Raw genomic sequence first — 24,200 nt, 5'->3', positions numbered from 1 at the left:
GTCCCCACACCGGGGGCGCGGCACGGGTCTCGGGTGGGGCGGATGTCGCGCGGGACCGGCACGGGACGTGGCTGCGGACGGGCGTGGCAGTTCGTACCCCATAGGGGTTATTTGCCGAAGGTGAACTCTGCCGGGAAGCGGACCGTGAACGTGGTGCCGAGGCCCGGTTCGCTGGTGGCGGAGATCCGGCCGCCGTGGTCGTCGACGATCCGGCGGGTGATGGTCAGGCCCAGGCCGGAGCCGCCGGTGGCCCGCTGCCGGGCCGGGTCGGCGCGCCAGAACCGGTCGAACACCCGGGACACCTCGTCCGCGGTCATCCCCACCCCGGTGTCGCGGACGGTCAGGATCGCGTTGAGCTCGTCACGGTGGACGCCGACCTCCACCCGCCCGCCGGCGTCGGTGTAGCGGATCGCGTTGCTGAGCAGGTTGCCGAGCACCTGCCGCAGCCGGTCCGGGTCGGCGCGCACCGGGACCGCACCGGGCGCGTCGATGCGCAGGTCCAGCCCGGCCGCCACGGCGACCGCCCGGTGCGCGGTGACCGCCGACCCGGCCACCTCGGACAGGTCCAGCGGCTCGGTGGTGTAGGCCAGGTCGCCGTTCTCGGCCAGCGCGAGCACCTGCAGGTCGTCGAGGATCCGGCGCTGCAGCAGGGTCTCCTCGTGCAGCGAGGCGAACAGCTCCGGCGTCGGTTCGATCACCCCGTCGGCCAGGCCCTCGAGGTAGCCGCGCAGGTTGGACAGCGGGGTGCGCAGTTCGTGGGCGACGTCGGCGACCAGCCGCCGCTGGCGTTCCTCACTGCTCTGCACCGCCTCGGCCATCGCGTTGAACGACGCGGACAGGAACGCCAGCTCGTCCCGGCCGCGGGTGGGCACCCGCACGTCCAGCTGCCCGGCGGCCAGCTGCAGCGACGCGCCGGTCAGCGCGCGGACCGGGCGGCTGATCCGGCGGGCGATCCACGCGGTGCCGAGCACGGCCGCGACCAGCAGCCCGGCCGCGCCGAACGCGGCGGGCCGGCGCAGCCCGTCGAGGTCCTGCCGCTGCCCGGCGCCGAAGAAGATCCGCACCGGGACCGCCGCCGTGCTCGACGTCGCCGACTGGAACGACGACGGCAGGCATTCGGCGTACGTCGTCATCGAGTAGAACCGGCACCGGGACAGCTCCTGCCACCACTGGTTCAGCCACTCCTTGTCGGCGCGCACCTTCGTCTCACCGGCCCGCACACAGTCCGGTGCCGCCGCCAGTTGCGCGGCGCTCAGGTAGGGCGAGGTCGTCGACGCGAGCGCGGGCGCGTCGATCTGCCGTTTGTCGGCGGCGCAGCGCACCGCGACCAGGCCCGCCCGGTACTGGGCGAGCTGGAACAGCGTCTGCGCCTCCGGCCCGGCCATCCCGGACCTCCCCGGTGTCGTGGCGAACAGGCTCGCCGGCAGTGCCGGCCGCGGCGGCACCACGATGCTGATCTCCGGCACGCCCTTGGCGTTCTTGCGCACGGTCTCCAGCGACGGTGGATCGGCCGGCTGCTTCCTCGCGCCGGAGGCCAGCGCCGAGGCCTGGGTGAAGATGGCCGGGTCGATCGCCGGGTACGGATCGATCCCGGTCGGGCTGGTCTGCATCGGACCGATGGCGTGCCCGCGCATCAGATCCGAATCGGTCAGCGTCTCGGCGTCGGTCTCCACCCGGATGTGCAGGTCGGTGCGCTCGGACAGGTCGGCGACGACCTCGTCGATGCCGTTCCACCGGCCGCGGGTCACCCCGAATCGGGAGATCGCCTCGACGATCTCGGCCTGGTGCCGCACCCGGGCGGTGTTGAGCCGGTACACCTCGCTGGAGGTGAGGCTGAGCGTCAGCCAGGCGGTCGCGCCGATCGCGGTGCCGGCCACCACCATCACCAGCAGGAAGATCCGCAGCCGGAAGCTCACCGGTCGCCCATCCGGTAGCCGCGGCCGTACACGGTCTGCACGTAGCGCGGCTCGGCCGGATTCGCCTCGATCTTGCGGCGCAGGTTGACCACGTGCGCGTCGACGGTCCGCTCGGAGACGTCGTTCTCGAACCCGAACGTCTTGTCGATGATCTGGCCGCGGGTGAAGACCCGGCCGGGTTCGCGGGCCAGCAGCTCCAGGATCGCGAACTCCTTGGCGGTCAGCCGCACCGCGGTGCCGTCGACGCGCACCTCGAAGCGCGGCGCGTCCACCTCCAGGGCGCCGACCCGCAGCACCTCGCGGTTCTCGCCGCCGCGGACCCGGCGCAGCAGCGCCCGGATCCGGGCGGTCAGCTCGCGCGGGCTGACCGGCTTGCTCAGGTAGTCGTCGGCGCCGATGTCCAGGCCCAGCAGCATGTCGCTCTCCGCGGACCGTGCGGTGACGAGCAGGATCGCCACCCCGGACAGGCCCGGGTCGGGGTCGGCGCGCAGGATCCGGCACACGTCGAGGCCGTCCACCTCGGGCATCATCACGTCCAGCACCAGCAGGTCGGGCCGGCGCGCCCGGGTCTGCTCCAGCGCCGCCCGGCCGTCACCGACGGTGAGCACCTGATGGCCGTCGCGCTCCAGGTAGAGGCGGATCAGCTGGGCGTGCTTCGGATCGTCGTCGGCAACGAGAATGCGGGCAGTCACGGTTCGCATTCTGGCGCAGCCGGTCCACCGCATCAAACAATGTGCGATTCCGATGAAGCCGCTGGTCCTGCGCCCGGACGCAATCGTCCGTCAGGTGGGTATAGCGGGCGGCTCCGGCATGGAAAAGTGGCCGGGTGAAGATCGAACTGGGTGTAGAGCGTCGGGAGCACTGACGACATGCAGGCCGCACGTGTGGTGGGTGTGGAGGCGTCCGGACGGCGCGGCTCCGGATATCTGATCGCCGGACGGCTGGTGCTGACCTCGGCCCGGGCCACGCCGGCGGCCGGCCGCGAGGTGACGATCTATCCGGCCGTGTCCGGCCGGCCGTTCACCGGGGTGGTCACCTGGCGCGGGACGCCGGGGGCGCCGGACGACGCCGCGCTGGTCCGCGTCGACGATCCGGCCTGGACCGCGGTGGACCTGCCGGATCCGGCGTTCGGGCGGGTGGCCACCGACCGGCCGGCCCTGCCCGGCGTGGCCGGCGGGTTCCCGGGCTGGAACCCCGAGCCCTACCTGGAGACGTGGCAGGTCACCGGGACGATCGACGCGGGCGTGGCCGGCGAGAGGTTCGTGCCGGCGCTGGCCGTCCCGCCGGGCGCCGCGCTGCCGGGCGCCGCGGTGTTCTGCCGCGACCTGCTGGTCGGCGTGGTCGCCGGCATCGGGGACGGCTACCTCGAGCTGGTCCCGGCCGGCGTGCTGTGCCGGGCGCCGGGCTTCCTGGACGCGGCCGGCAGGGCCGTGCCGGGGCTGCGCCCGGTCGAGCTGGCCGACGCCCAGCTGACCGAACCGGATCAGCTGCGCTCGCCGACCGCGTTGCTGCGCGCCGGCGCCCAGGTGGCCGGTTTCCGCGGCCGGCACCGGCTGATGGACGAGCTGGACGACTGGTGCGGCGGCGCCGGGTTCGCCGCGCGGCTGCTGCACGGCCCGGCCGGGCAGGGCAAGAGCCGGATCGGGTACGAGCTGACCGCGGAACGGACCGCGGACGGCTGGGCGACGCTCTGGCTCGACGAGACCGCCCCGGCCGTGACGGTCGCCGCGGTCGCCGACGTCACGGTGCCGCTGCTGATCGTGGTGGACGGCGCGGAGAACCGCCCGGAACAGGTCCGCACCCTGCTGGAGGCGTGCGCCCGGCACGACGGCCGGCAGCCGCTGCGGGTGCTGCTGCTGGCCCGGACCGCCGGTGACTGGTGGCAGCTGCTGCAGACCGACCGGCTCGGTGAGCAGCTGCTCGACGGTGCGTCGGTGGTGGCGCTGCCGGAGCTGGACGACGACGCCCCCGGCCGGATCGAGGCGTACCGGCAGGCGGTGCACGACCTGGCCGCCGCGCTGCCCCGGGTGCCCGGCTACGCCACCCACGACTGGCGCGCCGCCGCGGCCCGGCTCACCGGCGAGCCCCGCGACGTGGGCGGGCAGGCCCTGGCCGTGCAGACCGCGGCGCTCGCCGACCTGCTCGACGCGCTCTGGCCCGGCCCGGCGGCGACCGGCAAGACCGCGGCCGACCGGGTGCTGGCCCACGAACGGCGCTACTGGTCGTTCACCGCGGCCTGGCACGGCCTGACCCTCGACGAGCCGGTGCTGCAGGACGTGCTGGCCGTGGCGCTGCTGTTCGGACCGGTCGACACCGACCAGGCCGACCGGCTGCTGAGCGGGATCGCCGCGCTGTCCGGTCACCCGCGCGACGCGGTCCGCGGCTGGCTGTCCGACCTGTACCCGGGCGGCGCCGGCCGGCCGTGGGGCGGGCTGCGGCCGGACCCGTTCGCCGAGCGCTTCGCCGGGCAGCGCCTGGCCGCGTTCCCCGGCCTGGTCACACCGCTGGTCCCGGTGGTCTCGGCGGGCGAGCGCCGGCGGATGCTGACCGGGTTCGCCCGCGCCGCGCAGCAACCGGACCTCACCGACCGGCTGAGCGTCCCGCTGACCACGCTCTGCGTCCGGCACGCCGGCCTGCTCACCCAGCCGGCCGTCGAGGTGGCGACGAGTGTGGCCGCGCCCGGGCCGCTGGTCACCGCACTGCGCCGGATCAGCGCCGACCCGGACGTCACGGTGGAACGCCTGGCCCGGATCGGCAACGCGCTGCCGCGCCGCGGTGACGAGCTGGCCCGGTGGGCCGTCGAGATCACCCAGCGGATCGCCGATCAGCACCGCATCGCCGGGCGCGCGCCGGAGCTGGCCACCGCGCTGACCAACCTGTCGGTGCGCCTCGGTGACCTGGGCAGCAACGAGCCGGCCCTGGCCGCGATCGAGGAAGCCGTGATGGTGCACGGGCGGCTGGCCGGGGAGCAGCCCGAGACGTACGAAAGTGATCTTGCTCGGTCGTTGAGCAACCTGTCGGTCCGGCTCGGTGTGCTCGACCAGCTGGAGCCGAGCCTGGCCGCGAACGAGGAGGCGATCGCGCTCTACCGGCAGCTGGCCGGCGAGCAGCCGGACACGTTCCAGCCGGCGCTGGCCAAGGCGCTGCGCCAGCTCGCGCTGAGCCTGGGCACTCTCGAGCGGTATCCGCAGGCCCTCGCCGCGATCGAGGAGGCGGTCCTGCTCTACCGGCGGCTGGCCGCGCAGCGCCCGGACGAGTTCCGGGCCGACCTGGCCGCGGCGCTGAGCATCCTCGGCATCAACCTGGGCAGCCTCGACCTGGACGACGAGAGCCGGTCGGCGGCCGCCGAGTCGGTGACGATCCGCCGGCAGCTCGCGGCGTTGCGCCCGGACGCGTTCCAGCCCGGCCTGGCCACCGCGCTGACCGATCTGGCCGTGCGGCACGTGGTGCTCGGCGAACGCGATCCGGCCCTGGCCGCGATCGAGGAGTCCCTGACGCTGCGGCGCCGGCTGGTGGCCCAGGACCCGGAGACCTACGGCCCGGACCTGGAGTGGTCCCTGCACGTGCACGGGGTCATCCAAGGATCATGAGAGTGGACGGCAGACCCCGGTCGGGTAGCGCCTACCGGCCGTTCGCCGGGTCGCCGCCGCTGCGCGGAGGTTCATGACATCGCCTTCATCTGCTCGAACCGGACAACTGTGTGCTTGCCCTGTGCTTTCGCCTCGTACATCGCCAGGTCGGCATCGCGTATCAACGTATCGATGTCGGCATGACCGCGCCACAGGACGATGCCGATGCTGGCTCTGGGCCTCAACTCGACTCCTGGCAACACGAGTGGCTCAGAGATGCTCGTGAGCAACCGGTCCGCCACCTCGTACGCGTTGGCGGGACGGTCGAACCCGTCCAGCAGCACCGCGAACTCGTCGCCGCCGAGCCGGGCCGCGGTGTCGTCCGGACCCTGCAGGCCACTGCGCAGCCGGTCGGCGACGGCGATCAGCAGCTGGTCACCGACCCCGTGGCCATGCACGTCGTTGACCTGTTTGAAGCCGTCCAGGTCGAGCAGGAGCAGGGCCAGATGGGTGCCGGGCCCGGCCCGGGTGAACGCGTCGGTCAGCAGTTCCCGGAGCAGGGCACGGTTGGCGAGCCCGGTGAGGTTGTCGTGGTACGCCTGATGTTTCAATCCGGCGAACGCGTCGCGCAACGTCACCAGGGTTCTGTTCAACTCCAGGCCCAGCTGCCCGACCTCGTCGTTGCCCCGCACGGTGAGCCGCTGACTGAAGTCGCCCCGGCCCACCGCGGTGAGCACCTCGACGGCCTCGCGCAGGGGCCGGGACAGTGTCCGCGCGGCGAGAACCGACAACGTGATCGCGACGACGGCGCCGGCGACCAGCGACAACAGCATCAGACGCTCGGTGTCACGACTGCTGGACAGCGAGTCGCGAGCGCCCGTGGCAACCGACTCGACGAGCTGACCGAGGACCGCGTCGGCGCGGGTCTTCACCGATCGGGCCACCGCCTCGGACTCCACGAGAAGCATCGCCGTCGCCTTCTGCCGATCGCCGCTCCGGCTGGCGGCGAGCGCGCCGTCGCGGGCGGTGCGCCACAGCTTCAGCAGCGACTCGAACGCGTCCAGGGCCCGTGCTTCGGTGCGTGCCAAGCTCAACTTGTGCAGCTCGACGAGATCGGTGTCGAGCCGCTGGTCCGTCGTCACGATCTTCATCTCGTACTGGTTACGGTAGAACCCGGGTTCGGACAGGATGTGGGAGACGACGACCTCGAGCTGGGTGCCGACAGCCGAACGGGCGTCGGTCATGTGCGACAGGGCGAGCACGTTCGTCCGGTACTGGTAGTCCTGCTGTGCGGCGAGATCCCTGATGCTGACGAGGCCGGTGACGCCCACCGCGGCGAACACCGAGGCCACGACGAGGGCGACGCTCGCAATCTTGGTGCTGATCCGAAGGTCGGCGAAGGCCCGTTTGGGGTGTTTGAACCACGCGAGCGGCCCTCTCCGGTGTGGCTTGGCCGGTGCGTGTGTCGTGGCGGCGCTGTCCGGGACGCTGCCGGTCGACATCTTGGACACGGGTGATTCCTTCCGGCACACCTCATCTGTTCCTGACGACACTCCATCGGCAGCAGAGCCGCGGAGATAAGCCGTTGCCCGGCCTACAATTCTCTCGCCTATTACGCTTGGCGAGCCGGAATCGGTGTGCTGACCGGGACGACCCGCCTGGCAGTCTGCTCCTTGGAGAATGCTATGCGATGGCGCCGACGTTCGATCTGCTTGGCCGCAGGGGTTTTACTGGCCGTCGTCTCGGGCTGTTCAGCCGGGGCCGGGAGCGGCGAATCGAACCAGCCCGACAAGGTCGAGGTCTTCTCCTGGTGGGAGGGGCCCGGTGAGAAGGAGGGTTATGATGCGCTCATCGGATATTTCCAGAGCGTTAATCCGGACATCGAATTCGTCAATGCCACGGTCGCCGGCGGCGCGGGCAGCAACGCCAGGGCCGTGCTCGCGAGCAGGCTGGAAGCCGACGATCCGCCGGACTCGTACCAGGTTCACGCCGGGCTCGAGCAGACGAGCGACATCAAGGCCGGAAAGCTCGAGGAACTGACGTACCTGTACGAGCAGAACGGCTGGAAGAGCAAGTTCCCCAAGGCGCTCCTCGACGCCATCACCATCGGGGGGAAAATCTATTCCGTCCCGGTGACGATCCACCGCTCCAACCTGTTGTGGTACAACGTGAAAGCGATGAAGAAAGCTGGCATCGCCACGCCACCGACGACCTGGTCGGATTTCCTGAAGACCGCCAATACGTTGAAGGCGAAAAAAATCGTCCCCCTGTCGATCGGTCCCGGGTGGACACAGAAGCATCTACTGGAGAACGTCCTGCTCGGTGAGCTGGGTGCCGCGAGGTACACCGGGCTGTGGAACGGCAAGACCAGCTGGCTCGCACCGGAGGTCCGCGCGGCCATGGTGATGTTCGGCGAGGTACTGGCCGACTCGGACATCAAGACGTTCGGCGGCGACTGGCAGTCAGCACTCGACAAGGTGATCGACGGCACCGCCGCCTACACGGTGATGGGCGACTGGGCCGATGCCTACCTGGGCCGGACGAAAGGCTTGACGTTCAAGACGGACTACGACGCGGTGGTGTCACCGGGCACCAGCGGCGTGTTCAACTTCCTGTCCGACGCGTTCACGCTGGCGAAAGGCGCCCCGCATCGAGCCGCGGGCGAGAAGTGGCTTGCCGCGTGCGCCGCGCCCGACGGCCAGGATCTGCTGAGCGAGCAGAAGCGGTCCCTACCGGCCCGCCTCGACAGCGACAAGTCGAAATACACCGACTACCTGGCCACCGCGTTGTCGGCCTGGCAGGACCCGGCCACGGTCACGGTCGGTTCGGCGACCCACGGGGTGGCGGTGGACACGAGGCGGAGCGCCGAGATCGACACAGCGCTGGCGGCATTCGTTCAGGACGGCGGCATCGACCGGTTCCTGAAGTCGGTCGCCGCGGCCTACGCCGGATACCAGCCCGCCGACCCGGGCAAGTGACGACGCGTGCGCCTCGCACCCCATCGCGCACCGGGCCGCGCAGGCGCGCGGCGATCCAGGTGGAATCGCAGTTCGCGCAGCTTGCGGTCGAGCCGCTTGGGTAGGGCTCACCCAGCAGCGACCCTTGCTCAGAGAGCAAATCGATGTAAAACGCCGCGTGGGCGAAGTGGCATGAACACGCAGGTCAGGCATGGAGTGGGCCGGGCCGGACTCGAACCCGGGAGATCATGAGGAACTGGTGAAGGACTGCCGGTGGATCCGATGCGGGAACGGAAGCCCGCAGGATCCGCACAGGTTCTTCACACCCCGACCCTAGGTTCGCCTCCTCGAACGGAAACGAGGAGGCCTCATGTGTGGTCTGAGTGCGTATTTCAGCAGCCGGTCCGATGCCGGGCCGCTCGACGCGGCGACCGCGGCGGCCTTCGCCACCGCGTTGGCGAGCATGCGGCACCGCGGGCCGGACGACACCCAGATCCGGTACGGCGACGGCTACGCCCTCGGCTTCAACCGGCTGGCCATCGTCGACCGGGAGCACTCGGTGCAGCCGCTGACCTACGCGGACCGCTGGTCGGTGGTGTTCAACGGCGAGATCTACAACTATCAGGAGCTGCGCGCCGAGCTGATCCGCGACCACGGCGCCCGGTTCACCACCGAGGGTGACTCCGAGGTGCTCGCCGCCGCGTTCCACTACTGGGGTGAGGCGGCGCTGCCCCGGCTGCGCGGCATGTTCGCGTTCGTCGCGTACGACCACCGCACCGGCACCGTGCACGCGGCCCGGGACGCGTTCGGCATCAAGCCGCTCTACGTCCTGGAGACCGCCGACGGGCTGTGGCTGGCCAGCGAGAAGAAGGCCCTGGACCCGTTCGCGGCCCCGGCCGGCGGCGCCCTGGACACCGACTCGCTCGGGCACTACCTGACGTTCCAGTACGTACCGGACCCGCGCACCCTGCACCGGCACATCCGCCGGCTCGCCCCCGGGCACCGGCTGGTCTGGACGCCCGGCGGCGGGGTCCGCGAGACCCGCTGGTTCCGCCCGTCGCTGCGCCCGCTGCGGCTGCAGCCGGAGGTCGCGCACCAGGCGATCCAGGACGCGCTGCGCAACAGCGTCCGCAAGCACCTGAACGCGGACGTCCCGGTCGGCACGTTCCTGTCCTCCGGCGTCGACTCGTCCGCGGTCGCCGCCCTGGCCGCCGAGGCCCGGCCGGGCATCCACGCGTTCACCTGCGGGTTCGCCGCCGACGGCTACTCGGAGATCGAGATCGCCCAGGACACCGCCCGGCAGCTCGGCATCCCGATCACCCCGACCGTGGTCTCCGACGAGCAGGTGCTCGCCGAGCTGCCCCGGATCGTGCAGCTGCTCGACGACCCGGTGGCCGACCCGTCGCTGATCCCGCTGTACTTCCTGGCCCGCACCGCGTCCCGGCAGGTCACCGTGGTGCTCTCCGGTGAGGGCGCGGACGAGCTGTTCGGCGGCTACACCATCTACCGCGAGCCGCTGTCGCTGGCGACCGTGGACAAGCTGCCGCCGAGCCTCAAGCGCGGCCTCAACCATCTGGCGCACGTGCTGCCGGAGGGCGTGCGCGGCCGCTCGTTCCTGGAGCGCGGCACCACCCCGATCGAGCAGCGCTACTACGGCAACGCCCGGATCTTCGATCCGGAGGAGAAGGCCCGGATCATGCGGTTCACCGCCGAGCCGCACACCGCGATAACGTCCCATTTGTACGCCGAGACCGCCGACGTCGACGAGGTCGCCTCCATGCAGTACGTCGACCTGCACACCTGGCTGACCGGCGACATCCTGGTCAAGGCCGACCGGATGTCGATGGCGCACAGCCTGGAGCTGCGGGTGCCGTTCCTCGACCAGCAGGTGTACGCGGCCGCGGCCGGGCTGTCCACCGAGCTGAAGCTGCCGCACGGCACCAAGTCCACCAAGGTGGCGTTGCGCGAGGCGATGCGCGGCATCGTCCCCGAGTCGGTCCGCGACCGCGCGAAGCTGGGCTTCCCGACACCGACCCGGCTGTGGCTGCGCGGCCAGATCGGCGACTGGGTCGACTACCTGCTGTCCACCTCGCAGACCGGCCACCTGCTCGACCTCGAGTACGCCCGCGGCCTGCTCGCCGAACACCGGGCCGGCACCGCCGACCGGTCCCGCAAGGTGTGGACGGTGGCGATGTTCTGCCTCTGGCACGCCATCCACGTCGAGCGCACCATCGCCGTGCCGTCGCCGGCCCTGACCCCGCGGCCGCTGGGCGTGCCCCGCCCGATCGCCTCGCCGGCCGAGCAGGTGACCGCCGCGTTCTGAGAAACATCGACCACCCCACTTGAGAAGAAATCTTTGCAAAGTTATCTTCTCAAGCATGAGTGACGTGGCACCACGCATCCTGGAGGTGGGGGCCCTCAAGGCCCTCGCCCACTCCCTGCGCCAGCAGATGCTCACCCGGCTGCAGCACGAAGGCCCGGCGACCTCCGCCGACCTGGCCGCCGCGTTCGGCGCCGACCGCGGGGCGACCAGCTACCACCTGCGCCAACTCGAACGGTTCGGGTTCGTCGAGGAGGACGTCGAACGCTCCGCCGGGCGCCGCCGGTACTGGCGGGCCGTCCCGCAGGACCTGCGGCTGCCGCGCGGCGCCGCCGATCCCGAGGTCGCCGAGGCGGCCCGCGCGCTCGGCCGGCAGTGGATCGACCGCGGCCAGCAGGAGCTGCACGACCACCTGACGAACCGGGTCGCCGGCGACCCGTTCACCGAGGCGGCCATGCACTCCTACGGCGGGGCAAAGCTCACCCCGGACGAGCTGCGGCAGTTCAGCGAGGAGTACATCGCGTTCCTGAAACGCTGGCAACGCGAGCCCGGCCAGGAGACCCCGGGCAGCGCATACGTCACCGTGCTGTTCCACGCCTTCCGGTCAGCGTCATGACCGCGCTCTGGCGCAACCGGGACTTCACCGCGCTCTGGGCCGGCCAGGTGGTGTCCCAGCTCGGCGCGTCGATCACCGCGACCGCGACACCGCTGCTGGTGCTGGCCACCACCGGCTCGCCGAGGGACGCCGGGCTGGTCGGTGCGGCCCGCATGCTGCCGTACCTGGTGGCGAACCTGCCGGCCGGGCCGCTGGTGGACCGGTGGAGCCGGCACCGGATCCTGCTGCTCGCGCCGGTGCTCGCCGGCCTCACCATGCTCACCGTGCCGGTGGCGATCTGGTCCGGCCGGCTGGGCGTGACCCACCTGTGCGCCGTCGCGTTCGTACAGGGAATCTGTTTCGTCTTCGTCGGCCTCGCCGAACGCGCCGCCCTGCCCCGGGTGGTGCCGGCGGCGCAGCTGCCGGCCGCGATCGCGCAGAACGAGGCCCGCGGCCGCGGCGCGGGCCTGGCCGGACGACCGCTCGGCGGCCTGCTCTTCGGCGCCGGGCAGGCCTGGCCGTTCCTGGTCGACGGGATCACCTACCTGGTCGCCGCGGCCGCGATGCTGTGGGTGCGCCGCGACCTGAACAGCGCGGCGCCACCGCCGGAGGAACCGCTGCGCCGATCGATCGCCGCCGGGTTCCGCTGGGTGTGGCGGCAACCGCTGATCCGGGCCGCGATCCTGCTGGTCGCCGCGAGCAACCTGGTCTTCCAGGCGCTGATCCTGGTCCTGGTGGTGCTGGCCCAGCGGGGCGGCGCCGGACCGGCCACCATCGGGGTGATGCTCGGCATCTACGGCGGCGGCGGGCTGCTCGGCGCGATCGCCGCGACCCGCCTGCACCGGCACTTCTCGCCCCGCGCGGTGATCATCGGGGTGAACTGGGTGTGGGTGGCGCTGCTGCCGCTGTTCGCGGTCGCCGGCGCGCCGTGGCAGCTCGGGCTGATCGGCGCGGCCACCGCGTTCGTCGGGCCGATGTGGAACGTCGTGATCGGCACCTACACCACCACGCTGGTGCCGAACGAGCTGCTCGGCCGGGTCAACAGCGTCTCGATGACGCTGTCCTGGGGTGTGCTGCCGATCGGCTCGCTCGCCGCCGGATACCTGCTCGACCGGGCCGGCCCGACCGGCGCGGTGTGGGCGCTGTCCGGGTTCATGCTGCTCACCGCGGTGCTGGCGACCGTGAGCCGGGCGGTCCGGCACGCGCCGCCGCTGGTCAGCGCACGTACTCCCGCAGATGCTGAGCGGTGAGCGTGTCGCCCTTGTCGGCCAGCTCCTGCGGGGTGCCGGTGAAGACCACCCGGCCGCCGTCCTGCCCGGCACCCGGACCGAGATCGATCAGCCAGTCGGCGTGCGCCATCACGGCCAGGTGATGCTCGATCACCACCACCGTGTTGCCCGCGTCGACCAGCCGGTCGAGCAGCTCGAGGAGCTGGTCGACGTCGGCCAGGTGCAGGCCGCTGGTCGGCTCGTCGAGCAGGTAGGTGGCCGGGCTGCCGCCCATCCTCACCGCCAGTTTCAGCCGCTGCCGCTCACCGCCGGACAGCGTGGTCAGCGGCTGGCCGAGGGTGAGGTAGCCGAGCCCGACCGCGGCGAGCCGGTCCAGGACGGTGCGCGCGGCCTTCTCGGTGAAGAACTCCTGGGCCTCGCTGACCGGCATGGCGAGGACCTCGCTGATGTCGCGGCCGCGCAGCCGGTGCTCCAGCACCGCGGCGGTGAACCGGCGGCCCTCGCACTCCTCGCACACGGTGGCCACCCCGGCCATCATGGCCAGGTCCAGGTAGACCAGCCCGATGCCCTTGCAGTGCCGGCAGGCGCCCTCGGAGTTCGCGCTGAACAGCGCGGCCTTGACCTTGTTGGCCTTGGCGAACGCGGTGCGGACCGCGTCGAGCAGCCCGGAGTACGTCGCCGGGTTGCTGCGCCGCGACCCGCGGATCGCCGACTGGTCGACGACGATCACACCGTCGCGGCGCGGCAGCGAGCCGTAGATCAGCGAGCTCTTGCCGGAACCGGCCACCCCGGTGACCACGGTCAGCACGCCGAGCGGGATGTCGACGTCGACGTCGCGCAGGTTGTGCGTGGCCGCGCCCCGGATCGGCAGCTCACCGGTCCGTTCCCGGCACACGGCTTTGACACCGACCCGATGGCCCAGGTAACGACCGGTCAGCGTGTCCGACGCGCGCAGGCCCGCCACCGAACCCTGGTACTGGATCCGGCCCCCGGCCGGACCGGCGCCGGGACCGAGATCGACCACGTGGTCGGCGATCGCGATCGTCTCCGGCTTGTGCTCCACCACCAGCACCGTGTTGCCCTTGTCGCACAACCGCCGCAGCAGGCCGTTCATCCGCTGGATGTCGTGCGGGTGCAGGCCGACGGTGGGTTCGTCGAAGACGTACGTGACGTCGGTGAGCGACGAGCCGAGGTGCCGGACCATCTTGACCCGCTGCGCCTCGCCACCGGACAGGGTGGCCGACTCCCGGTCCAGCGAGAGGTAACCGAGTCCGATCTCGACCAGCGACTCCAGGGTGTGCCGCAGGGTCGCCACCACCGGCGCCACCGACGGCGAGCGCACCTCGGCCAGGAACCCGGCCAGGTCGCTGACCTGCATGGCGGCGCACTCGGCGATGTTGCGCCCGGCGATCCGGGACTCCAGCACCGCCGGTTTGAGCCGGGCACCGGCGCACTCCGGGCAGGTGGTGAACGTGGCGACCCGGTCCACGAAGGCCCGGATGTGCGGCTGGGCCGGCTCCCGGTCCTTCGCCAGGTACATCCGCTGGACCTTGAGGACCAGCCCCTCGTACGTGGTGTTCACCCCGGCGATCCGCATCTTGGTCGCCGGCTTGTAGAGGAAGTCCTGCCACTGGCCCGCGGTGAACTCGCGCAACGGGACGTCCGGGTCGAACAGCCCGGAGTCGGCGAAGCCGCGCACGTACCAGCCGCCGACGCTGAAGTTCGGCGCCATGATCGCGCCCTGATTGATCGACTTGTCCCGGTCCACCAGCTGGTCGACGTCGATGCTGGACACCCGGCCCAGCCCCTCGCACCGCGCGCACATGCCCTCGGCGTTGAACGAGTACGCCAGCGCGCTGCCCGCCCCCGGCACACCCAGCCGGGAGAACAGGATCCGCAACATCGTGTACGCGTCGGTGGCCGTCCCCAGCGTCGAACGCGCGTTCGCGCCCATCCGCTCCTGGTCCACCACGATCGCGGCGCTCAGATGGTGCAGGGCGTCCACGTCCGGCCGGGCCGGACTACCCATGAACGACTGCAGGAACGCCGGGTACGTCTCGTTGATCAGCCGCTGCGACTCGGCCGCGATGGTGCCGAAGACCAGCGAGGACTTGCCGGAACCGGAGACACCGGTGAAGACGGTCAGCCGACGTTTCGGGATGTCCAGCGACACGTCGTGCAGGTTGTTCTCCCGCGCCCCGCGAACCTGGATCAGATCGTGCCGGTCAGGATCAGCCAGCACGCCGGCGGGCCCTCCGGGCCGCGAGCTCGTCACCTGCCGACGGTTCCTGGATCGACTCCCCGACCGGGTGCGGCATGGCCGGCTCGGCGGGCAGATGCGACAACGAACCCTGGATCTCCTTGAACGCACCGCCGATCGCGATGCCGAACACGCCCTGACCACCCTGCAGCAGGTCGACGACCTCCTCCGGGGAACGGCACTCGTACACCGTGGTCCCGTCCGAGATCAGCGTGATCCCGGCCAGGTCCTCGACGCCGTGCGAGCGCAGCGTGTCGATCGCCCGGCGGATGTTCTGCAGCGACACCCCGGCGTCCAGCAGCCGCTTCACGACCTTGAGCACCACCAGGTCGCGGAACGAGTAGAGCCGCGACGTGCCGGACCCGGACGCGTCCCGGACACTCGGCACCACCAGCGTGGTGCGCGCCCAGTAGTCGAGTTGGCGGTAGCTGATGCCCACCGCCTGGCAGGCCGTCACTCCCCGATAGCCGACCGAGCCGTCCTCGCCGACGAGTGGGCCTTCAACAGGCTGCTCGTGCACGCGACTACCTCCCCGCTGCCCACCAATTGTGATGTGGGCGGTGCCGGTTCACCTGGACTTCACGAGCGTATATCTCAGTCACGGGTGAAACATGGAGGTAACGGCACGACACGCCGCGTTCGGAGGAACGACACGCCGAAGGAGCGTTACCTCCTCGGCGTTTCGGACTTAACCGGCTCTGTGTCGACTAACCCGCGAAGTCTTCCGGTCGGACCTGGTCGAGGAACTCACGGAACTTCTCGACCTCGTCCTCCTGCTCGTCCGGGATCACGATGCCGGCCTCGGTCAGCACCTGATCGGCGCACCGGATCGGCGCACCCACCCGCAACGCCAGGGCGATCGAGTCACTCGGCCGCGCGGACACCCGCACGTCGTCACCGATCAGCAGATCGGCGTAGAAGACGTTGTCCTTCAACTCGGTGATCTCGACAGCCTTCAACGGCGCCTTCAACGCCGTCAGGATGTCTCGCAGCAGGTCGTGCGTCAGCGGCCGAGCCGGCTTCACACCCTGCTGCTCATAGGCGATCGCCGTCGCCTCCACCGCACCGATCCAGATCGGCAGATACCGGTCGCCATCGACTTCTCGCAGCAACACGATCGGCTGGTTGCTGGGCAGCTCCACCCGGACCCCGACCACGCTCAGCTCGCGCACCGCCCGCCTCCGTGTTCGTTGTATTTCCGCCGCCCCGAGACGGCCGCCCCTTACTCTGCACCGTACACGCACACGGTGTGGATCCGCCCCACGCGGGACGCTCCCGCCCAGGGTAGGCCGGAACCGGCTCAGCGACCCAGTTCGCCGCGCAGGCCGGTGCGAACCAGCGCCGCGTGCAGCCGCTGCGACAACGCCTGCAGGTCACGCGCCGTCTCGGCTGCCCGGGCCCGGGCAGCCGGGTCCTGCTGACGCACCATCGGCGCCAGCAACTGGGTGAACAGGCCCACCTCACGGTCGGCCGAGTTGCGGAACGCCCGCAGGTGGCGGGCCTCCAGGCCGTACTCGGTCAGCCCCACCACGGCCTGCACGATGATCACCGCGTCGGCGTCGTACCACCCCGGCGGGCGGGCCACCACCAGGCCCATCTGCTCCAGCTCGGCCAGCAGACCCTCGTCGACCCCGGTCCGCTCGACCAGGTCGTCCTTGGGGATCCGGGCGTCGGCCGGGTCGGCGGCCCGCTGCGTGCCGACCGCCACCAGCGTCGGGCGCTGCGGCACCACCGGCTCCTGCTGCTCCTGCTCCATCCGGTCCAGCTGCTCCCGGATCACCCGCAGCGGCAGGTACTGATCCCGCTGCGCGGTCAGCACGAACCGCAGCCGGGCCACGTCGTTCCAGGAGTACTTGCGGTACCCGGAGGCGGTGCGTTGCGGGTCGACAAGACCCTCCGCCTCCAGGAACCGCAACTTCGAGATCGTGGTGTCGGGGAACTCGGAACGCAGATGGGCCAGCACCTCCCCGATGCTCATCAGCGCAGTCTCGCGCCCGCCCTGGGGGCGCGAGGCCCCCGGGTCGCGTGCCGCCGCCCCCGACGGGTTCACGCCCGGCCGCCCTCGCCCTCCGGCCGCGGGCCGGCGATGAACACCAGACGGAACTTGCCGACCTGGACCTCGTCGCCGTTGCTCAGCGTCGCCGCCTCGACCCGCTCGCGGTTCACGTACGTGCCGTTGAGGGAACCGACGTCGCGGACGGTGAACACGCCCCCGTCACGGTGGAACTCGGCGTGGCGGCGGGAAACCGTCACGTCATCCAGGAAGATGTCACTGTCCGGGTGCCGTCCGCTGGTCGTCACGTCGTGATCGAGCAGGAAGCGGGCGCCGGCGTTCGGCCCGCGCCGAACCACCAGCAGCGCCATTCCGGGCGGCAGTGAGCCGGACATCCGGCTGGGCACCACGTCTGTCTCCGGACCCTCGAGCACCTCGTCGAGGGCGCCAAGGTTCAGCGTGGACGTGACGTCGAGCGGGGGGAACTCGTCGTCTGGGCGCGTCATCGGACCACCTCACGGATCAGTTGGTCGTCGCCTCGACCGGCAAGGTCGTGATGTAACGACCTCGCCGAGGCCATCAAGGCCCGACGCACGACTATCGGTTTCAAAGGGATAACGGTTGTTATTACGTTCCGCGAGCCTAGTCAGCGCCAATATCGCAGGGCAACCGGACACACGGGCGGGCCGGAAGATCTCAGTCGATGCCCAGCAGTCTCTCAGCTCTCGGTGAGCGCCTGGTACGCCGCGGCGTCCAGCAGCCCCTCGAGAACCGACGGATCCGCCGGTGCGATCTCGACCAGCCAACCGGCCGCGTACGGCTCGGCGTTGATCAGCTCCGGCTCGTCGCCCAGCGTGTCGTTCTTGGCCACGATGGTGCCGGCGATCGGTGCGTAAATCTCCGAGACGCTCTTGGTCGACTCGACCTCGCCCAGCGAATCACCGGCCTGCACGACCGTGCCCTCGTCGGGCAGCTGCACGTAGACGATGTCACCGAGCGCATCCTGCGCGAAGTGGGTGATCCCCACCCGCACGGGGCCACTGCCGTCGCCGGCGACCCACTCGTGCTCCGCGGTGTACCGCAGATCCTCAGGAATCAACACTTCCTCCGTAGTCACGAAACCGGACGCGCGTACTGCAAGGCTGTCGCCTTACGCACCGCGGTCACCTCGACCATGGAGCGCGAGTCCATGGTCACGCTACCGCCGTCGCTCTTCACCGACGCCACCACCCCGCCCGGGATCTGCAGCGCCGGCCGCATGGTGTCCGGCGAACCGACCACCAGAATCCGGAACGGACCCGTCAGACGTTCACCGTCAGCGATGATTCCACCACCGGCCGCATCGACGAAGTAGGTGGACGCCACGATCCGCACCGCGGTCCCCTCGGCGCCGCCGATCTGCATCACCTCGCCGCCGGAGCCGCGCAGCTCCTGCACCGTGTTCAGCACGTCGGACGCCTTCACCTTGGCCAGCACGATCTCCAGGCCCGGCCCGCGACCGGCGATCGTCCCGGCCAGCAGGCCCAGCTCCTGGCTGCGCTTGTTCGCCTCCTCGAGCGCCGCCTCGCGGCCCGCGACACCCGAGGTGAGCTGCTGACGGCTGCGCTCCAGGGCCTCGATGTCACTGTTCAGGCGGCTGTCCCGGGCCTCCAGGTCGCTCAGGATCTGCACCAGGTCCTCCTGGCGCATGGTGGACAGGCCACTGTCGGCGTCGTTGCTGCGCAGCTGCACCACCAGGGTGAAACCGAACAGCGCCAGCAGCACCCAGATCAACGTCCCGGCCGGCGCCGGCCGCTTGAGCCCCGCCCTCTTGTCGGCGACCTCCGGTGCGGCGGGCACCGCCCCGCGATCAAGATCACTTTCGCGGGTAGCAGGCTCGGGCGTGTCGGACATCGGCGAATCGGGTGACGTGGGCGATATCTCCTCGGCGACCGGCTCACTCTCCCGAGTGCTCCGGGCCAGCAGCTCGACCGTCGGCTCCGGCGCGAGATCGACGTCCGCCACCGGATCCGCGGGTTTTTCCTCCGGTACGAGGTGAGCCGTCGCCTCCTCGACCGCCCCGCCCGGCGGCACCGGATACGCCGTCTCCTCCTCCACGGCCGGCCCGCTGGGCGCAGCACCCTCCGCGGCGGGCGGCTGGCGCCCCGCCGTGGGCAGGCCGAAGCCCGGCGTCGTCTGGTCGCGCCCGTTGTCGTCGCGGTCGGTCATCGAGTCCCCACGTTGCTCAGCCCGGCGTCCGCACCCGGGTCACTACGCCCGGAAGAGGTGCCGGCGGATCGCCGCGACGTTACCGAAGATCCGGACGCCGAGCACGACCACGACGCCGGTGGACAGCTGCGGACCCACCCCGAGCTGGTCGCCCAGGTACACGATCAGGCCGGAGACCAGCACGTTCGAGATGAACGAGATGACGAACTGCTTGTCGTCGAAGATCCCGTCCAACTTGGCGCGCAACCCGCCGAACACCGCGTCCAGCGCCGCCACCACCGCGATCGGCAGGTACGGCACCAGCTCCTGCGGCACCGAGGGATGGAACACGATGCCCAGCAGGACACCCACGAGCAGGGCCAGTACGGCGATCATCAGCCGCCTTCCGACGGTGAACCGGACGGTGCCGGCGCGGACGAGGAACCCGACGGAGCGGGTGGAGGGGTACTCGGCGACGCCGACCGCAGCTTCAGCTCCGGCGCCGCGTTCAGGGTGACGTTACGGACCTTGGCGGTGTCGAACGACAGGCCGTACTGGGTCGACAACGTCTGGAAGAACTTCCCGGCGTACCCGTTGCGGAAGTCGGACGACAGATCGGCCGGACCGATCGCCACCACCTGGTACGGCGTGGTCACCGGCCGGGTGTCGACCAGGATCGCCTCACCGGCCTGCCGGATCGTCGACGTCGCGGTCAGCCGGTACCCGTTGACCGCGATCGCCTCGGCCCCGGCCGACCACAGCGCGTTCGCCGCCAGCTGCAGGTCGGTGTCCTTCACCTGGCCCTCGGTGTGCCGCTCACCGGTCACCGCGTCCACCGACGTCGGCCCGTCGGCCAGCACGATCTTCGCGCCCGAGCCGCGCACCGCGGCCAGCCCGGTGGCCGCCTCCAGCGCGCGGATCCCGGCCACCGCCGCGCCACCCAGCTCACGCTTGCGCAGCTCGGCGACCTGATCGGCGAGCAGGTCGGCCCGGGCCTGCAGGGTCTCGGCCTGCTCCCGGCGGCTCTGCACCTGGTCGATCAGCGCGTCCCGGGTCTTGGTCCGGCCCGGCGCGTCGTCGATCGTCTGCTGATAGCCGACCACCAGCAGGAAACCGACCGCGACCAGCGTCACCAGGGCCACGGCGTTCGTCACGCGCCTGCGGGTGCCGGTGCGCCGGAAACCCTCGGCGCGGCGGGCGGCCGCGTCGGCGTACCCCGGGTCGAGCGGGTTCTGGAACAGGGCGGTGAGGAAGTCCGGGCCGTACGTCCGTTTGCCGCTCGAGGGGCCGTCCGGGTCCGGCGTGCCGGCCACCGGCCGGGTCACGGCGCGACCGCCGGCGCCGCGCCCGGTCCGTCCCGGTCGGCGCGCAGCAGCTGCGCGGTCTGGAAGAGGTAGAGCGCGCCGGCGCACCAGTACAGCCCGAGCGCCCACCAGGCCATCGCCCAGCCGAACGGCCCGGCCCAGCCCGCCACGGACGGCACCGCGAACGCCAGCAGGATCATCGGGAACGCGCCGAGCAGCATGAACGTGCCGGTCTTGCCGACGTAGTGGACCGGCGGCGGGCCGTAGCCGTGCCGGCGCAGGATCAGCAGTGCCACCCCGACGACCGCCTCGCGCGACAGCAGCGCGATGGTGAACCACCACGGCACCACGTCGCGCATGGTGAAACCGACCAGGGTGGCCAGGATGTAGAGCCGGTCGGCGAACGGGTCGAGCAGCTCACCGAGCCGGGACACCGAGTTCATCCGGCGGGCCACGTAGCCGTCGACCCAGTCGGTGGTGCCGCCGATCATCAGCACGATCACGGCGGCGACGTCGTGGTGCGGGCCGAGCAGCAGATAGAGGAAGAGCGGGACCCCGAGCAGCCGGAAGAAGCTGATCACATTCGGAATCGTGAAGATCCGGTTGGAGGTCTCGATGGACGGCGCAGGCTGCTGCGACATCGCCGGGCCTTCCTCTCCCCCGCCAGTATTGACACGCGGACCCGGACGTGGTGGTCCGGCCCGCTCGCCGAGCCACTATAACCACCTGCCTACCGGTTGCCGACGTGCAGTCACGGCCGCCACACCCCCTAAGCCATCCTAGGAGGCTAGGCATCTGACCATGCCCGGCGACGGACGGCCGTCAGACCGTCCCGAACAAGGTCCACAGCGACGGGGCCACCGGCACCGGCAGCTCCCACCCGGTCGTCTCCAGCCAGGTGGTGGTGTTCACCACCCGGCCGTCCACGATGTCCAGCGTCAGCAGGGCGAACGGCGCGAACCCGTCCCCGGCCGGCCGCATCTGCCAGAACGCCGGCTGCCCGGACGCCACCACCGGCACCAGCCGGTGCCCCACGCAGGCCGCCTCCGGCGCCGCCATCGCCAGCCCGATCTGGTCCCGGCCGCGCAGGCACCAGGCGAACGGCGGCATCGACGTGGTCGCGTCCTCGTGCAGCAGCGCCACCAGCCCGGCCACGTCGTGGCTCTCGAAGGCGGTGCAGTACCGCTTCAGTAGATCCTGCTGCCCGGCGTCGGCGGGGCGGAACACGGCGCCCGGCCGCGGCGCGACCTCGCGCAGGGTGGCCCGGGCCCGCTGCAACGCGCTGGTCACCGACGCCGCCGACGTCGCCAGCAGCTCCGCCACGTCGGCAGCCGGCCAGCACAGCACGTCCCGCAGGATCAGCACCGAGCGCTGCCGGGCCGGCAGGTGCTGCAGCGCCGCCACGAACGCCAGCCGTACGCTCTCCCGCCGCACCACCAGCGTCGCCGGATCCGGCGAGAGCACCAGCCGGTCCGGCACCGGCCGCACCTCGGCCCCGGCCGCCAGCAGCGTCCCGAACGGCTCCCCGGCCCGGCTCGCCGGGCTCAGGTCGACCGGGAGCGCCCGCCGGGCCGCACCGCGCAGCAGGTCGACGCAGACGTTGGTGGCGATCCGGTAGACCCAGGTCCGCAGGGAGGCGCGCTCGGCGTCGAACCGGCCGGCCGCCCGCCAGACCTTCTCGAACGTCTCCTGCACGGCGTCCTCGGCCTCGTGCCCCGAGCCGAGCATCCGATAGCAGTACCCGGTCAGCTCGGTCCGCAGCTCCGCCAGCGCCTCCTCCACGCACCGACCCTAACGCGACACCGCCGCCCCTCCCGGCCGCTGCGCGCCCCCAGGCTCCGGCTGGCCCTCAGGGGTGCCTCAGGGGTACGGAGACACCCCTGCAAACCAGCCGGCGCCAGAACCCGCGCCGCGGTCCGGGGTGGCGGCGGTGTCGCGCCGGCCTCACGGGCGGGACGTGGCTCGTGGCCTGCGGACGCGCGCTCCGTAGTCGTACCGGAGAAAAACAGCGGACCGATTAATCCGGCGCCGCGCGGTCGTATGTCCTTGCGGAGCGCGCCGCGGGCGTGCCCGGAGGGAGACGAGATGCAGACCCAGGTACGCACCGAGATCGCCGCGCAGCGCACCGAGGTGGCCGGATTGCTGGCCGGGCTGACGCCGGAGCAGTGGGACGCGGGCACGCTCTGCGCCGGCTGGCGGGTCCGGGAGGTGGTGGCGCACATGACGCTGCCGTTCCGCACGTCGACGCTGCGGTTCCTGCTGGACTTCGCGCGCTCCGGCGGCAACTACGACCGGATGCTGGATCGCGCCGCGCGCCGCGACGCCGCCGCGATGAGTTCCGCGCAACTGCTCACCGCGATCCGGGACAACGCGGAGCACCCGTGGTCGCCGCCGGGTGGCGGGGCGGCCGGCGCACTGTCGCACGACGTGATCCACGGCTTGGACCTCAGCCTCGCCCTCGACCCCGGGCGGACCGTGCCGATCACGCGGATGGCGCTGGTTCTGGGGGGAATGACGCCGCGGAGTGTCGGTTACTTCGGCACCGACCTGTCCGGGGTGCGGCTGGTCGCCACCGACCAGGACTGGACGTTCGGCGAGGGCGCGCCACTGCACGGGCGTGGCCAGGACCTACTCATGGTCGTTTGTGGGCGGCGGCTGCCGGCCGGACTGCTCACCGGCGATCCGGCGGCCCGTTTCAGCACCGGACTGTGATGGAACGAACGCGGTCCGCACCGAAAAAGCGCGAGCGGTATACCGCTAAAGGCGCACAAACCGCTCACACAGTGTGGTGAGGCGCGAATTACACTGATTGGCGGTGTGTCAGTTCACCGGTCAGGCTGTATAGCGTGCGGCCGACAACACTCCAGATCACCGACGTCGACGAGGCACGGGCGATCCTGAAACAACACTTCTACGCGCTCGATGTGGAGGTGCTCCGGCCGGCGCCGGGCTGGGCGGCCCGGTTCGCGGTCGGTGGCACCGACACGGTCACTCTCGGCGACCTGGAGTTCGGGGTGGACGTCCGGATCCGGGCCGGCGAGCTGGGCGCGTACCACGTCAACCTGCCGCTGACCGGCGCCATGCACTGGCATCAGGGCCGCGACGAGCCTCAGCAGGCGCTGGCCGGGAAGACCGCGGCGGTGTACCAGCCGGTCGGCGACACCGTGGTCGACCAGTGGGACGGCGACTGCCGGCTCCTGGCCGTCAAGATCGGGCGGGCCGAGCTGGAGACCCAGCTGGAGGCGATGCTGGACCGTCCGGTGCGCGGCCCGATCGACCTCGGCCCGATGCTGGACGTCAGCAGCGGGCCGGGCGCGAGCTGGGCCCGGCTGGTCCGGCTGGTCACCGGTGACGCGGTCCACCCGGACGGGCTGACCGCGCACCCGGTGATCGGCGCCCGGATGCGGGAGGCGCTGGTCACCGGCCTGCTGCTGGCCACCGACCATCGGCACCGGGGTTCGCTGGACCGGCACACGCCGGCGCTGGCCGCGCCGGGCGCGATCCGGCGGGTGGTCGAGGCGATGCGGGCGCAGCCGGGCCGCCCGTTCACGGTGGCTGATCTCGCCGGTATCGCCGGGGTGGGTGCCAGGGCACTGCAGCAGAGCTTCGCCAGGTACGTCGGGATGCCCCCGATGACCTACCTCCGGCAGCTCCGGCTCGCGCTGGTCCACGACGGGCTGCGCGCCGCCGACCCGGGTGAGACGACGGTGGCTCAGGTGGCGTACCGCTACGGGTTCACCCACCTGGGCCGGTTCGCCGCCGCGTACCGGGAGCGCTATGCCATCTCCCCCTCGGAGACGCTGCGCAAGTAGAGCGGCGCGGCCCTTACGGCGCGGTCTCGCGGACTGTGCGCAGGTAGAGCGGCGCGGC

Annotated in this window: 21 protein-coding genes; 7 read left to right on the top strand and 14 right to left on the bottom strand. The window is 71.4% G+C overall.

Annotated elements, in window-relative coordinates; genetic code table 11:
* Positions 1-107 precede the first annotated feature (107 nt).
* Together Apa02nite_RS22590 and Apa02nite_RS22585 are read right to left on the bottom strand one after the other, a co-directional pair.
* Positions 108-1,916: a sensor histidine kinase gene (locus Apa02nite_RS22590; RefSeq protein WP_203826751.1), complete on the bottom strand. Its 1,809-nt coding sequence runs from the start codon at positions 1,914-1,916 to the stop codon at positions 108-110.
* A complete protein-coding gene (locus Apa02nite_RS22585; RefSeq protein WP_203826750.1) occupies positions 1,913-2,617 on the bottom strand; it encodes a response regulator transcription factor in 705 nt (234 codons plus the stop codon). The genes Apa02nite_RS22590 and Apa02nite_RS22585 overlap by 4 nt, the downstream gene beginning before the upstream one ends.
* A gap of 168 nt (positions 2,618-2,785) precedes the next feature.
* On the opposite strand from Apa02nite_RS22585, the gene Apa02nite_RS22580 reads away from it, so the two are divergent.
* A complete protein-coding gene (locus Apa02nite_RS22580; RefSeq protein WP_203826749.1) occupies positions 2,786-5,506 on the top strand; it encodes a tetratricopeptide repeat protein in 2,721 nt (906 codons plus the stop codon).
* Positions 5,507-5,577: 71 nt separating this feature from the next.
* Here Apa02nite_RS22580 and Apa02nite_RS22575 read toward each other — a convergent pair whose 3' ends face one another.
* A complete protein-coding gene (locus tag Apa02nite_RS22575; protein ID WP_239164484.1) occupies positions 5,578-6,987 on the bottom strand; it encodes a diguanylate cyclase domain-containing protein in 1,410 nt (469 codons plus the stop codon).
* A gap of 210 nt (positions 6,988-7,197) precedes the next feature.
* Between Apa02nite_RS22575 and Apa02nite_RS22570 the strand changes: the two genes are divergently transcribed.
* The 4 genes from Apa02nite_RS22570 (at position 7,198) to Apa02nite_RS22555 (ending at position 12,607) form a co-directional block, all read left to right on the top strand.
* Entirely contained in the window at positions 7,198-8,463 is a 1,266-nt protein-coding gene (locus Apa02nite_RS22570; RefSeq protein WP_203826747.1) for an ABC transporter substrate-binding protein, read from the top strand.
* Between the two features lie 349 nt (positions 8,464-8,812).
* Positions 8,813-10,765 carry an asparagine synthase (glutamine-hydrolyzing) gene (gene asnB, locus Apa02nite_RS22565; protein ID WP_203826746.1) on the top strand — a complete coding sequence of 651 codons (1,953 nt, stop codon included), beginning with the start codon at positions 8,813-8,815 and terminating at the stop codon, positions 10,763-10,765.
* 55 nt (positions 10,766-10,820) lie between these two features.
* Positions 10,821-11,378, top strand: a complete 558-nt coding sequence (locus Apa02nite_RS22560; RefSeq protein WP_203826745.1) for a winged helix-turn-helix domain-containing protein — start codon at positions 10,821-10,823, stop codon at positions 11,376-11,378.
* The gene (locus tag Apa02nite_RS22555; RefSeq protein WP_203826744.1) at positions 11,375-12,607 is read left to right on the top strand and encodes an MFS transporter; all 1,233 of its coding nucleotides are present in this window, start codon (positions 11,375-11,377) and stop codon (positions 12,605-12,607) included. The genes Apa02nite_RS22560 and Apa02nite_RS22555 overlap by 4 nt, the downstream gene beginning before the upstream one ends.
* Here Apa02nite_RS22555 and Apa02nite_RS22550 read toward each other — a convergent pair.
* The 11 genes from Apa02nite_RS22550 to Apa02nite_RS22500 form a co-directional block, all read right to left on the bottom strand.
* Complete coding sequence (locus Apa02nite_RS22550) at positions 12,573-14,828, bottom strand: ATP-binding cassette domain-containing protein (RefSeq protein WP_239164483.1); 2,256 nt, start codon at positions 14,826-14,828, stop codon at positions 12,573-12,575. The genes Apa02nite_RS22555 and Apa02nite_RS22550 overlap by 35 nt on opposite strands.
* Positions 14,818-15,366 carry a MerR family transcriptional regulator gene (locus tag Apa02nite_RS22545; protein ID WP_067688256.1) on the bottom strand — a complete coding sequence of 183 codons (549 nt, stop codon included), beginning with the start codon at positions 15,364-15,366 and terminating at the stop codon, positions 14,818-14,820. Before Apa02nite_RS22545 ends, Apa02nite_RS22550 begins: the two co-directional genes overlap by 11 nt.
* Positions 15,367-15,553: 187 nt before the next feature.
* Complete coding sequence (locus Apa02nite_RS22540) at positions 15,554-16,018, bottom strand: bifunctional nuclease family protein (RefSeq protein WP_067688253.1); 465 nt, start codon at positions 16,016-16,018, stop codon at positions 15,554-15,556.
* Between the two features lie 128 nt (positions 16,019-16,146).
* Entirely contained in the window at positions 16,147-16,824 is a 678-nt protein-coding gene (gene ftsR / locus Apa02nite_RS22535; protein ID WP_067688250.1) for a transcriptional regulator FtsR, read from the bottom strand.
* Between the two features lie 68 nt (positions 16,825-16,892).
* On the bottom strand, positions 16,893-17,345 hold the full coding sequence (gene odhI, locus Apa02nite_RS22530) for an oxoglutarate dehydrogenase inhibitor Odhl (RefSeq protein WP_067688247.1): 453 nt from the start codon (positions 17,343-17,345) through the stop codon (positions 16,893-16,895).
* Between the two features lie 212 nt (positions 17,346-17,557).
* Entirely contained in the window at positions 17,558-17,938 is a 381-nt protein-coding gene (gene gcvH, locus Apa02nite_RS22525) for a glycine cleavage system protein GcvH (protein WP_067688326.1), read from the bottom strand.
* 14 nt (positions 17,939-17,952) lie between these two features.
* Positions 17,953-19,047, bottom strand: coding sequence for a DUF881 domain-containing protein (locus tag Apa02nite_RS51135; RefSeq protein ID WP_239164482.1), 1,095 nt, complete (start codon positions 19,045-19,047; stop codon positions 17,953-17,955).
* A gap of 42 nt (positions 19,048-19,089) precedes the next feature.
* Entirely contained in the window at positions 19,090-19,422 is a 333-nt protein-coding gene (locus Apa02nite_RS22515; RefSeq protein ID WP_067688244.1) for a small basic family protein, read from the bottom strand.
* Positions 19,422-20,351 (bottom strand): DUF881 domain-containing protein, encoded by a 930-nt coding sequence (locus Apa02nite_RS22510; RefSeq protein ID WP_239164481.1) that lies wholly within the window; start codon positions 20,349-20,351, stop codon positions 19,422-19,424. Before Apa02nite_RS22510 ends, Apa02nite_RS22515 begins: the two co-directional genes overlap by 1 nt.
* Positions 20,348-20,971 carry a cardiolipin synthase ClsA gene (gene clsA / locus Apa02nite_RS22505; RefSeq protein ID WP_203826742.1) on the bottom strand — a complete coding sequence of 208 codons (624 nt, stop codon included), beginning with the start codon at positions 20,969-20,971 and terminating at the stop codon, positions 20,348-20,350. The genes Apa02nite_RS22510 and clsA overlap by 4 nt, the downstream gene beginning before the upstream one ends.
* 181 nt (positions 20,972-21,152) lie before the next feature.
* On the bottom strand, positions 21,153-22,112 hold the full coding sequence (locus tag Apa02nite_RS22500; protein WP_203826741.1) for an RNA polymerase subunit sigma-70: 960 nt from the start codon (positions 22,110-22,112) through the stop codon (positions 21,153-21,155).
* Positions 22,113-22,415: 303 nt separating this feature from the next.
* On the opposite strand from Apa02nite_RS22500, the gene Apa02nite_RS22495 reads away from it, so the two are divergent.
* Together Apa02nite_RS22495 and Apa02nite_RS22490 are read left to right on the top strand one after the other, a co-directional pair.
* Positions 22,416-23,042, top strand: a complete 627-nt coding sequence (locus Apa02nite_RS22495; RefSeq protein WP_239164480.1) for a maleylpyruvate isomerase family mycothiol-dependent enzyme — start codon at positions 22,416-22,418, stop codon at positions 23,040-23,042.
* Between the two features lie 134 nt (positions 23,043-23,176).
* The gene (locus Apa02nite_RS22490) at positions 23,177-24,142 is read left to right on the top strand and encodes an AraC family transcriptional regulator (protein WP_239164479.1); all 966 of its coding nucleotides are present in this window, start codon (positions 23,177-23,179) and stop codon (positions 24,140-24,142) included.
* Positions 24,143-24,200: the final 58 nt, after the last annotated feature.

The sequence above is a fragment of the Actinoplanes palleronii genome, from assembly GCF_016862315.1.
In the GTDB taxonomy this organism is placed as follows: domain Bacteria; phylum Actinomycetota; class Actinomycetes; order Mycobacteriales; family Micromonosporaceae; genus Actinoplanes; species Actinoplanes palleronii.
The sequence above is the reverse complement of the archived record's forward strand: the minus strand, read 5'-3'. Positions and strand labels throughout refer to the sequence as shown.

Excerpts from the sequence above, each read along its gene's own strand:
- Apa02nite_RS51135 (WP_239164482.1), bottom strand. The coding sequence starts at position 19,047 with ATGACCGACCGCGACGACAACGGGCGCGACCAGACGACGCCGGGCTTC.
- odhI (WP_067688247.1), bottom strand. The coding sequence starts at position 17,345 with ATGACGCGCCCAGACGACGAGTTCCCCCCGCTCGACGTCACGTCCACG.
- asnB (WP_203826746.1), top strand. The coding sequence starts at position 8,813 with ATGTGTGGTCTGAGTGCGTATTTCAGCAGCCGGTCCGATGCCGGGCCG.
- Apa02nite_RS22585 (WP_203826750.1), bottom strand. The coding sequence starts at position 2,617 with ATGCGAACCGTGACTGCCCGCATTCTCGTTGCCGACGACGATCCGAAG.
- Apa02nite_RS22560 (WP_203826745.1), top strand. The coding sequence starts at position 10,821 with ATGAGTGACGTGGCACCACGCATCCTGGAGGTGGGGGCCCTCAAGGCC.
- clsA (WP_203826742.1), bottom strand. The coding sequence starts at position 20,971 with ATGTCGCAGCAGCCTGCGCCGTCCATCGAGACCTCCAACCGGATCTTC.
- Apa02nite_RS22575 (WP_239164484.1), bottom strand. The coding sequence starts at position 6,987 with ATGTCGACCGGCAGCGTCCCGGACAGCGCCGCCACGACACACGCACCG.
- Apa02nite_RS22580 (WP_203826749.1), top strand. The coding sequence starts at position 2,786 with ATGCAGGCCGCACGTGTGGTGGGTGTGGAGGCGTCCGGACGGCGCGGC.
- Apa02nite_RS22555 (WP_203826744.1), top strand. The coding sequence starts at position 11,375 with ATGACCGCGCTCTGGCGCAACCGGGACTTCACCGCGCTCTGGGCCGGC.
- Apa02nite_RS22515 (WP_067688244.1), bottom strand. The coding sequence starts at position 19,422 with ATGATCGCCGTACTGGCCCTGCTCGTGGGTGTCCTGCTGGGCATCGTG.
- ftsR (WP_067688250.1), bottom strand. The coding sequence starts at position 16,824 with ATGAGCATCGGGGAGGTGCTGGCCCATCTGCGTTCCGAGTTCCCCGAC.
- Apa02nite_RS22495 (WP_239164480.1), top strand. The coding sequence starts at position 22,416 with ATGCAGACCCAGGTACGCACCGAGATCGCCGCGCAGCGCACCGAGGTG.